We start from the raw sequence: 9,334 nt of genomic DNA on the forward strand, positions 1-9,334 counted from the left end.
CACAGCCACCACGAGCCCCCACACCGACGCGGCGGCCCCCCTGGCTACTTCTGAGGAGTCACCATGTCCCGCGCCCTTGCGCTGCCGTCCGCCGTTCTGCGCGCCTTCGCCGCCGTCATCGTCGCCCTGCTGGCCGCCATCGGTCTGAGCGTCGCGACGGCGCCCACGGCGTCCGCAGACCCCGGCGTGTGGGATGTGTCCGACGCCCACGTCGGCTTCTCGTGGCGGGTGCCCGACAGTTGGAATGACGTCAATGCCAACGGCAGCCTGGATGCGGGCGACACCCTCAGGTACGTGTTCGACATCACGGCGTTCACCGAGACAGTCCATGTGACCACGATCGGCTTTGCGGGCTTCAGCTGGGGGGTCAATGCGGATGCCAGCCCTGGCTCGCCGCTGTATCGCGCGATGATCGTGACGGTCACCGAGGCCCAACTGAACGACGTCGGCTGGGGGCCATACATGCCTCCCAACACCTTCCACTACACGGTGGGCGAGTCCGCTGGCTCGCTCACCTTTGGCTCGCCCGCGCTCTACGCCACACCGTCCCCCATCACGGTGAGCACAGCATTTGCCCTCACCGAGACTCATGGCAGCGTGCCGGATCAGGCGGTTGAGGGCGACTCCGCGAAGTATGTGACGACGGTGACCAACACGAGCGCGGTCAACATCTCCTTCACCCCTTCCAGCGGGCTCGATGCGGACACCTTCCCTCATGCGCTCGCCCCCGGGGCCTCAACAATCCTGTACACACCGCATGTGGGCGTGACTTACGCCCACATGGTCGCTGGAGGCGTGGCCTTTGCCGATGCCTCGATCACGTGGGCCTCGTCGGACGCAGCAGGCACGATCCCTGTGCCTTTGGCTACTGTGCCCACTGAGCCCATCGACGCGTCGTTCTCCGCTGGCGTTGCGACCGAGGTCAACGACGGCGCCACGGGAGACCCGGTGCCGCTCGGTGATGCCGAAGCGGGCGACGTGGTCGACTACACCTTCCAGCTCACCAACACCGGCAATGTGTGGCTTCAAGGCATGCGGCTGATCTCTGGGACATTCCCCGGCGAGTTCGCTCCTCACACCCTTTCGAGCGGGGCCATCGGACTGGCACCTGGCCAGAGCGTGCCCAACTCTGTGGCGCTCAGCACCCATCTCACCTCTGAGGGAAGCGGCGTCCTTCATCCCTACACCCTCACCGCGGCCGACGTCTTTCGAGGTTATGTCGACCTCGACTTCAGCGTGGTCGCGGGACCCACTCTCGCCATCGCCGACGCCGATCGGCCTGCGTACACGCAGTCCTTCGCGCCACGCGTGTTCTTGCGCAACTTCACCACCAGCGCGACCCTCACCGCGACGGCCACTCTCAACGACCCGAACGGCGACAGCCGCGCCCAAGCCGGCGAGACCATCACCTACGACTGGCGCATCGTCAACACGTCGGACCAGGCCATCACGGTGACGCGCCTGTACAAGCGTCCTGCGATCGGCGTCGACTCTGGCGTGGGCGCTGGCGCACCCGACGGCGCCGTGATCGCGCGGGACGGTGAACTCACGGGCAGCTTCACGTACACCGTCACGGCGGACGATGAAGACTCGTGGCTCATCCAGTTCGACGTGCTGGCCGACATCGAGGGCAGTGCCGACGGGGGCACCGCCACCGTCTCGCGTTCGACCTCTGGCGTCTTGGCGCAGCCATACGAGGCACCGTCCCCTCGCCACCTCGAAGTGGCCGGTTACTACGACGACGCCAACGGCGACGGCAAGGCCAACGTGGGCGAGACCGTCACCGTCGAGGTCGCCGTGCAGAACTTCGGGTCCTACCCCCTTACCGGCGTGGTGGTGACGGACGGTGCGGGCGCGAACGCTACCGGCCTCCTGCCAGCGTTCCCCACGTCGATCGGCTCGTACGAGTTTCCGACGCGCAGCTTCGACCACGTGCTGACGGCTGACGACCTCACGCGCGGCACGTTCTTCTACACCGCGCTACTGGATGCGGACGGGATGAGTACCCAGTCGGCGGATAGTACGTACTCCCTCGCCGTGCAGGCATACGTGGCGCCAGCCCACACCGTCACCACCACCGCGATCTATGACGACCTCAACGCCGACGGCTTCCCCAGCATCGGCGAGACGGTGACGGTGACCGCCACCGTTGCCAACGTCGGCGGGTATCCCCTGACCGGCTTGGTGGTGGACGACGCCCCCGGCTCCGACGTCACGGGACTGCTGCCAGCGTTCCCCGGCACGGTTCCCGCTGGCACGAACGCCACGGAGACGTTTGACCACGTACTCACGCCAGCCGACTTTGCGCGCGGCACCTTCACGTACAGTGCGCGGTTGACGGCCGACGGCGTCTCTCTGCCTGAGTTCTCTGCGCCGGTCGTTCTCACCGATATCTCGTTCGCCGCGTATGCGACGGACCTTGAGGGGACCGCCGCCGGGGGCATCGTCGTCTGCGACGCCGACGGCAACGTGGTGTCCAACCTGACCATCGGGCAGGACTACAAGGTGGCGCCCGTGATGTGCGGCTACGCCGGACCGGCAGACGGATATCGCACGATGGCCTTCTCCACGCCGATGCAGTTGGGCGTTGACACGTTCGCCGTCACCATCCCTGGCGCGCTGGGCGTTGGCGAACACCGCATCGCGTTGTACGGCCCTGGCGGCGAACTGGTGGGGTGGCGCGGAGTGGCAGTTGCAGAGCCCATCGCCTACGCGGGGCTGGCGTCCACTGGGTGGGATTCCGGAATGGGCCTCGCAGGACTGGCCGCCGCTTTGATCCTCATGGGAGCGGCCGGCATGACGGAGGGCGCGCGCAGGCGGAGGTAGTGCCGCCCGCCGGGTGCCGCGGTCCGTCATGATGGCCACATGAAGACCACTGACGAAGGGCTCGACGCGCTCGTGGCCCGCGCGGCCGCCCTCGCCCAGCCGGGCGGGCGGCGGCTGCTCGGCATCGTTGGGCCGCCGGGTTCAGGCAAGTCGACACTTGCCGACGCGCTGGCTGCAGGCGTGGCGGCGCAGGGGCACGACGTGGTGGTGGTGCCCATGGACGGGTTCCACTTGGCGCAGACCGAGTTGGAGCGCTTGGGCCGCGCCGGGAGGAAGGGCGCGCCCGACACGTTCGACGCGGCCGGATTCGTCGCCCTGCTGAGGCGGATCGCAAAGCCCGGCCCCGACGTCGTCTACGCCCCCGCATTTGACCGAGCGCTCGAGGAGCCGATCGCTGGCGCCATCCCCGTCACGCCCGATGCGCAGTTGGTGATGGTGGAGGGCAACTACCTGCTGCTGGATGAGCCGCCGTGGGCGGACGCCCGGCCGATGTTGGACGAGGCCTGGTATGTGCGGCTGGATGCGGCCGTGCGTGTGGAGCGGCTGATCGCGCGGCACCGCCGCTTTGGTCGCGGCGAGCGTGAGGCTCGGGAGTTTGTGTTGGGTTCTGACGAACGCAATGCCGAGCTGGTGGCTGCCTCGGCCGAGCGCGCCGATCTGATTGTGAACGTGGGCACCTGGTAGGCGGGCACGGGGCTACGTGCTCCCGACAGTGCTTGAGCCCGCTGGCATGCCGCCCACCTATGCCGTGATTCCCCTGGCCTCTGCCCCATCGAACAGGTCTTGTGCCGTTTGTACAGCCAGGTCTGCCTCGGCACTGCCGATGGGTGCGGCCCGGTAGCGCTGCTGGTTTCGCGCCCGGCGCAGTCGGTCGTAATGCCCCGACGCACGGTCTCCTGGGGGACTATCGAGGACGATGCGCACGAACCGCCCGAGCGCCTCGTGCTGACCTGCGCCGTTTGTGGTCCGGTAACCGTAGGCGGCCATGATCGCCTCTCCCACATCGTGACATGCGTCGTAGGCGAGGTTGTAGCGATTCTGAGCCTTGGTGAGACGCGGGAGGTCCTCCAAGGTGTCGTCGGCCTGGCGCATGAAGGCCGCCGCGCGCGCAAGATCCGGAGGGACGCGGGAAAGCCTGCCAGCGGTGACGAGCGAGTCGGCCGCAGTGCGCTGCGCCAGGCTGAGCGGCGTCACGCCCATGGCAGGTCCCCCAGGATGGGAACGACGGGGTTGGCGCGCAGGTGTTCGAGGAAGCCAGAGCGCTGCTGAGCTTCGGCGCGAGTCAAGATCGTGGGGTTGATGGGGCGAGCAACGAGCTCTTCCACCTGCCCGCACGCGTCGTAAACATCAGTCGGGTCCGGCTTCCCAATAACCATGAGGTCGATGTCGTTCGGCGAGGAGCCCTCGATGCCATTCATGCGAGCCGCGAACGAGCCGTAGAGGAACGCAGATTCGACGCCGCTGAGGGGAGCGAGCCGCTCCGCGAGGAGGACAACGGGGCCAGTGGCAACCAGCAGAATTTCGCGCAGCGGAGCCACCAGCGGGCTCTCAGGGTTGCCGCGCACGAGACGTGTCCGACCCACCCGGCGCTCGGAGAGGACTCCAGCGTCGAGCAGCCGAGCAACTTCGCGGTGTGCGGTGGGGTAGGCAAGCGCAGCCTTGTCAGCAAGGTCCGAGATGCTCAGTTCGGGCGTGCCGAGCAGGAGCACCGAGAGCAGGCGTGCCTGACCATCCGACCGAAAGATCGGGGCCAAGAGTGGCGCCTCAGTTCTCATATGATGGATAATATTATCCGTTATAGCGATAGTCAAGAGCGAGACGCTCTAGTCGGTGTTCTTGCGTTCGGGGTCTGTCCAGTAGCGGTCTTCGTGGGGGGCGCGACCGTTGTATTGACCTCTTGTTCCGGCGATCCTGGGGCGCCCCCACGAGGACTGCCACCGCTACACCACGCAGCAGTCGAGTCATGCCCAGACCATATCGACCAAACCGGACGCCCGGTACCCCAAGACTGGGGGCTGTGGATAACCCCGGCGACCACACGGCGTCGGCGACAAAGGCCCTCCAACCAGCACATCTGCGACCTTGGGCCTAGGCTCGGGGCAGTGGGCGCAACGACGCGCACGCTGAACGCCGAGGGAAGGTAGTTATGAAGAGCAACACTGTCTTAGGAGTCATCGGGGGCATCCTCATCGCCATCGCGGTGTTCCTCACTGGCGACACCATCAAGTTCTCGGGCGAGGCCATCAAGGACACGATGTCCTTCATCCTGTTCATCGCGGCACTCGCGATCATCGCTTTCTCGGTGATGAATAGCCGCACCCTCACCAGTTACGCGGCCATTGTTGCGGCGACCATCGTGCTCATCTGGTTCGTGGAACTGGTCCGCAACGACGCGCTCGACTTCTCGGTGCGTCTGATCCTGCTGCTGGTGGGCGTGGTACTCGCACTCTTCGCCTCGCTGGGCAGTCGCAGAAACTAGACGGTAGCGGGAGCGGGCCGGGACCACGGTCCCGGCTCGCTCTCTGCCCACAGGTGTAAGCCGAGAGTGTCACTCGTCGACACTCGGCCGGCGTGTCCCCGTGAAGCAGGGAGGCGGACTCATGAACACCGAACAGCTCGAGAAGATCAAGAGTGGCAAGGGCTTCATCGCCGCGCTGGACCAGAGCGGGGGCAGCACCCCGAAGGCGCTCAAGCTCTTCGGCATCAGTGAGAAGCAGTACTCGAACGAAGACGAGATGTTCGAGCTCATGCACCAGATGCGCACGCGGATCATGACCAGCCCGGCCTTCACCGGTGAGCGGATCCTTGGCGCCATCCTGTTTGAGATGACGATGGACCGCGAGATCGGCGGCAAGGGCACCGCCGAGTACCTGTGGGAAGACAAGAAGATCGTGCCGTTCCTCAAGGTGGACAAGGGCCTGGCGGAACCGGCCGACGGGTCGCGCACCATGAATCCGCTGCCGGACCTCGAGGCGGTGCTGGCCAAGGCAAAGACCCACGGAGTATTCGGCACCAAGATGCGGTCGGTCATCAGGCTGGCCAACAAGGCTGGCGTGCAGGCGGTGGTGGACCAGCAGTTCCAGGTGGCGCGGCGCATCCTCGAACAGGACATGATGCCGATCATCGAGCCTGAGGTGGACGTGTTCAGCCCTGAGAAGGCGCTGGCCGAGAACATGCTGAAGGGCGTCCTGCTAGACGCGCTGGACCAGCTCGACCCCGGCCAACAGGTCATGCTGAAGGTCAGCCTGCCTGACAAGTCTGACCTCCACGCCGAGTTGGTGGCGCACCCCAACGTGCTGCGCGTGGTCGCCCTGTCCGGCGGCTACACACGCGAGAACGCCAACTACCACCTGACCCGCAACCACGGAGTGGTCGCCAGTTTCTCCCGCGCCCTGACGGAGGGCCTCACGGCCCAGCAGAGCCAAGAGGAGTTTGACGCCGCGCTCGACGCGTCGATCGCGAGCATCTACGAGGCGTCGCTCGGCTGAGGTTGGGGGCGGGCGCGGCCGACGTTAGGGACGGCTCTGGCTATCGCTTCGGAGCTCTGCCATTCTGACCCCATGGGGGAACCACTCACGCTGATTGCCAGCGCCGACGCCGTTGCCGCACGCGTTGTCGCGTTGCCTGAGGGGATCTCCACGCGCCCCGCCGCCGAGGGCGACGCCGAGGCGCTCGCCCAGCTCCATGTGGGTGCGTACGACCCTGGCGTGGGGCCGTCGTCCCTGCTCGACGCTCGCGAGGAGATCCGCAGGATGCTTGCGGGGGCGCGCGGTCGCGTGTGGCTGGAGGCTTCCCGCGTGGCGGTTGACGACGCCGACGGCAGGCTGGTCGCGTGCGCCATTGCGGTCGCGGAGACTCCCGGCAAGGACGGGCCTGAGGCGGGGCCGCGGGTGATCGAACTGCTGACCCAGCGCCGGTGGCGAGGGCGAGGGCTCGCGAGCTCGCTGCTTGCCGACGCCGCCCGGGTGGTGGCGGGGGGAGGGGCGCTGACCCTCACCGTCGAGGTTGATTCGGGCAACATCGGCGCATTGCGGTTGTTCGCTGCGGCGGGCTTCGCAGGGGTCGGCCAGGCGGACGCCGACGCCATGGCACGTGCGACTGAGGCAGAGATGGGCGACTGGCGGGCCGAGTTCGCGCCGCATCCGGAGCCCGCGCGCCGCCGTGGGCTGATGGACACTGCCGACGTGGTCTCAACGGTCATGGGCATGTTCGCCATGCTGTTGGCGATCGGGATTCCGATCGCGTTTGTTGGGTTGGTGATCTGGCTGTTCTTCTCTTTGATGGGAGACCCGGCGCCAGAGGTATCGCCTAGTCCGCAAGCGGGTGCGGACCGCGTCCCATCGTGGGTGGTGGGATATGTCGCAGGCCCTGGGCGCACGGAGTTGACCCTCGTGGTGGAGGCCTGCGACGAGTGGAACCTCGACGAAACCTGGACAAGCAAGCAGGACGCCGCCCACGTGGAACTCTGGGTCGGGTGGTGGAGCATGTCGCTACCGCCGTGCGAGGCCCCGGAACTGCGCACGTTTGAGTTCGGGTTGCTCGAACCGCTCGGAGACCGCACGGTGTTCCTGTTGGGCGGCGGCGAGGTGCCCCGCTTCGAAGGGGAGTTGCCGCCGGGCGACAGCTAGACGCCGCTCGCTGCCGCGCCGGTTGTTCGCCTACGCCCGCGCGGAGAGGTATTGGTCGAGCGCCTCACGGTCATGCCTACCTCCCTTCTCCCGGCTACCCTCATCACAGGGACGCGAGCGGGGACACGCATGACTCACACGGACGACGGCGGGGCGGTCAGGCGCCCTCGGCTGCCAGAGCCCGGATGGCTCCCCGACCCCAGCCGCCTGGACATCGAACGCTACTGGGACGGTTCGAGCTGGACGTCCCGCACCCGCGACCGCGTGTCCAAGCTGGAGCGCATCCCCGCGACCGGATGGGTCGACGAGCCGCGTCGCGGGCGTCACCCCGGCCGGTGGTTCGTGTCTTTGGTGGTGGTGGGGCTCCTCGCGTTCGGCGGGGCTGGCTACGCGGGCATGCTGCCGTCGTGGATGCCAGCGCCCAGCGGGTTGGGGCTTGGCCCGCCGGCGGGGCCCGCCGTCGCCTACCCGGTGTTCGGCTCCAACAACACGGTCACCTACCTGGCGCGAAGCCTGGTGGCGCAGCAGCAGGAGATCGACGTGACCTGGATCCAGGCGCAGGGCGCTGACGTGATGTCTGTGGTGGAGGACGCCATGGGCGAGGTCCTGTCGCAGAACCCCTACGTGTTTGTCTCGGGCTGGAGCGTCAAGGTAGGGACGGCGAAGTCGAGCCTGCGGCCGGAATACACGTACTCGGCGGACGAGGCGGAACGCAGGCGCGTCGCGACCGCGAGCGCGGTGCAGGCCGTGCTGGCCACGCCAGACGTGCAATCGGCACAGGGCGACCGCGCCACCGTCGAGGCCCTGCACGACGCGGTGCTGCGCGCCGCTACCTACGACCGCGCGGCCTACGACGCCATCAACGCTGGCGAAACCACGGCGTCGTCCGGGCAGGTGGCGCAATCCCAAGAGGCGTACGGCATCTTGGTGGAGGGGACAGCGGTGTGCAATGGGTACGCCCAGGCCATGCAGTTGCTCGCGGAGGCGGCCGGCCTGGAGTCTGTGGTCGTGAACGGCATGGCCAGCAGCGGGTTCACCACGGGTGCGCACGCGTGGAACAAGGTGCGCGTCGACGGCGAGTGGCTGGTGGTGGACGCGACGTGGGACGACGCTGACGACGCTCGGCTGGGCAGGGACTACCTGCTGCTCGACCCGTTGGACGCGAAGCTGTCGACGCGGACCGCGGGCGACGAGTGGGTGGTCGACGCCAATGCTGGGTTGTATGGGTAGAGCATGGGCACGGGAGTAACGGGCTGGGGCTACGAGGGCCGCACGCTCGCGGACCTGATTGCGTTCGCCCAGTTGCAGGGCGCGTCCTGGATGGTGGACGTGCGGCTCAACCCCGTCTCCCGCAAGCCCGGCTTCTCCAAGCGTGCTCTCGCGCAGGCTGTCGCCGACGCTGGCCTGGGCTACCTTCACCTTCCCGCCTTGGGCAATCCTCGCGACAACAGGGCCGGATCCGCCGACGCTTCCGGTCCAGTGGGCGCTGCGGCTCGCGCACGCTACGTGTCAGAGGTGCTCTCGACGGCCGACGCCGTTGAGGCTTTGGAACGGGTGCGAGGGTTGGCCGAGGACGGCGGCGTGGTGCTGGTGTGCTTTGAGGCTGACGGTCGGTGCTGTCACCGGACGGAGGTGCTGCGCGCGCTCGAAGTCGCGCAGCGAGGGGGCTGACTCTCGCCAACTCCCGATACCTGGGCGAGGGCGACGAACGGGTAGTCGATGTTCATTCTGGGCATTTCAGTAAGGGCCTAGATGCCGATTCTCGTTACGACTGCGCGCGGGCAGCCTGCGCCCGCGCGCTCCTGAGGAGTTCCGCGAGTTCCGGGATCACCCTGGGCTCGGCGTCAAGCGCGGCCTCGAGGCGCTCGGCCTCGGAAGGT

General features: G+C 67.4%; 9 protein-coding genes. 7 read left to right on the plus strand and 2 right to left on the minus strand.

Annotated features, from left to right (window positions below; translation table 11 throughout):
- The first annotated feature begins 63 nt into the window (after positions 1-63).
- Complete coding sequence (locus tag QZZ33_RS04585; protein ID WP_291378493.1) at positions 64-2,826, plus strand: hypothetical protein; 2,763 nt, start codon at positions 64-66, stop codon at positions 2,824-2,826.
- 39 nt (positions 2,827-2,865) lie between these two features.
- The gene (locus QZZ33_RS04590) at positions 2,866-3,510 is read left to right on the plus strand and encodes a nucleoside/nucleotide kinase family protein (RefSeq protein ID WP_291378495.1); all 645 of its coding nucleotides are present in this window, start codon (positions 2,866-2,868) and stop codon (positions 3,508-3,510) included.
- Positions 3,511-3,567: 57 nt separating this feature from the next.
- Here QZZ33_RS04590 and QZZ33_RS04595 read toward each other — a convergent pair whose 3' ends face one another.
- Positions 3,568-4,026 carry a hypothetical protein gene (locus QZZ33_RS04595; RefSeq protein ID WP_291378496.1) on the minus strand — a complete coding sequence of 153 codons (459 nt, stop codon included), beginning with the start codon at positions 4,024-4,026 and terminating at the stop codon, positions 3,568-3,570.
- A complete protein-coding gene (locus tag QZZ33_RS04600; RefSeq protein WP_291378498.1) occupies positions 4,017-4,601 on the minus strand; it encodes an ArsR family transcriptional regulator in 585 nt (194 codons plus the stop codon). The genes QZZ33_RS04595 and QZZ33_RS04600 overlap by 10 nt, the downstream gene beginning before the upstream one ends.
- Before the next feature lie 371 nt (positions 4,602-4,972).
- On the opposite strand from QZZ33_RS04600, the gene QZZ33_RS04605 reads away from it, so the two are divergent.
- The 5 genes from QZZ33_RS04605 (at position 4,973) to QZZ33_RS04625 (ending at position 9,125) form a co-directional block, all read left to right on the plus strand.
- Entirely contained in the window at positions 4,973-5,305 is a 333-nt protein-coding gene (locus QZZ33_RS04605) for a hypothetical protein (protein ID WP_291378499.1), read from the plus strand.
- A gap of 121 nt (positions 5,306-5,426) precedes the next feature.
- Positions 5,427-6,314 (plus strand): fructose bisphosphate aldolase, encoded by an 888-nt coding sequence (locus QZZ33_RS04610; RefSeq protein ID WP_291378501.1) that lies wholly within the window; start codon positions 5,427-5,429, stop codon positions 6,312-6,314.
- Between the two features lie 72 nt (positions 6,315-6,386).
- Positions 6,387-7,454 (plus strand): GNAT family N-acetyltransferase, encoded by a 1,068-nt coding sequence (locus tag QZZ33_RS04615; RefSeq protein WP_291378502.1) that lies wholly within the window; start codon positions 6,387-6,389, stop codon positions 7,452-7,454.
- Positions 7,455-7,583: 129 nt separating this feature from the next.
- Positions 7,584-8,684 (plus strand): transglutaminase domain-containing protein, encoded by a 1,101-nt coding sequence (locus QZZ33_RS04620; RefSeq protein WP_291378503.1) that lies wholly within the window; start codon positions 7,584-7,586, stop codon positions 8,682-8,684.
- Between the two features lie 3 nt (positions 8,685-8,687).
- Positions 8,688-9,125 carry a DUF488 domain-containing protein gene (locus QZZ33_RS04625; RefSeq protein WP_291378505.1) on the plus strand — a complete coding sequence of 146 codons (438 nt, stop codon included), beginning with the start codon at positions 8,688-8,690 and terminating at the stop codon, positions 9,123-9,125.
- Positions 9,126-9,334 lie beyond the last annotated feature (209 nt).

It is taken from the genome of Demequina sp. (assembly GCF_016278775.1).
In the GTDB taxonomy this organism is placed as follows: Bacteria; Actinomycetota; Actinomycetes; order Actinomycetales; family Demequinaceae; genus Demequina.

What these genes read in the sequence shown, in the direction of transcription:
- QZZ33_RS04605 (WP_291378499.1), top strand. Translation starts at nt 4,973, where the DNA reads ATGAAGAGCAACACTGTCTTAGGAGTCATCGGGGGCATCCTCATCGCC.
- QZZ33_RS04585 (WP_291378493.1), top strand. Translation starts at nt 64, where the DNA reads ATGTCCCGCGCCCTTGCGCTGCCGTCCGCCGTTCTGCGCGCCTTCGCC.
- QZZ33_RS04590 (WP_291378495.1), top strand. Translation starts at nt 2,866, where the DNA reads ATGAAGACCACTGACGAAGGGCTCGACGCGCTCGTGGCCCGCGCGGCC.
- QZZ33_RS04620 (WP_291378503.1), top strand. Translation starts at nt 7,584, where the DNA reads ATGACTCACACGGACGACGGCGGGGCGGTCAGGCGCCCTCGGCTGCCA.
- QZZ33_RS04600 (WP_291378498.1), bottom strand. Translation starts at nt 4,601, where the DNA reads ATGAGAACTGAGGCGCCACTCTTGGCCCCGATCTTTCGGTCGGATGGT.
- QZZ33_RS04625 (WP_291378505.1), top strand. Translation starts at nt 8,688, where the DNA reads ATGGGCACGGGAGTAACGGGCTGGGGCTACGAGGGCCGCACGCTCGCG.
- QZZ33_RS04595 (WP_291378496.1), bottom strand. Translation starts at nt 4,026, where the DNA reads ATGGGCGTGACGCCGCTCAGCCTGGCGCAGCGCACTGCGGCCGACTCG.
- QZZ33_RS04610 (WP_291378501.1), top strand. Translation starts at nt 5,427, where the DNA reads ATGAACACCGAACAGCTCGAGAAGATCAAGAGTGGCAAGGGCTTCATC.
- QZZ33_RS04615 (WP_291378502.1), top strand. Translation starts at nt 6,387, where the DNA reads ATGGGGGAACCACTCACGCTGATTGCCAGCGCCGACGCCGTTGCCGCA.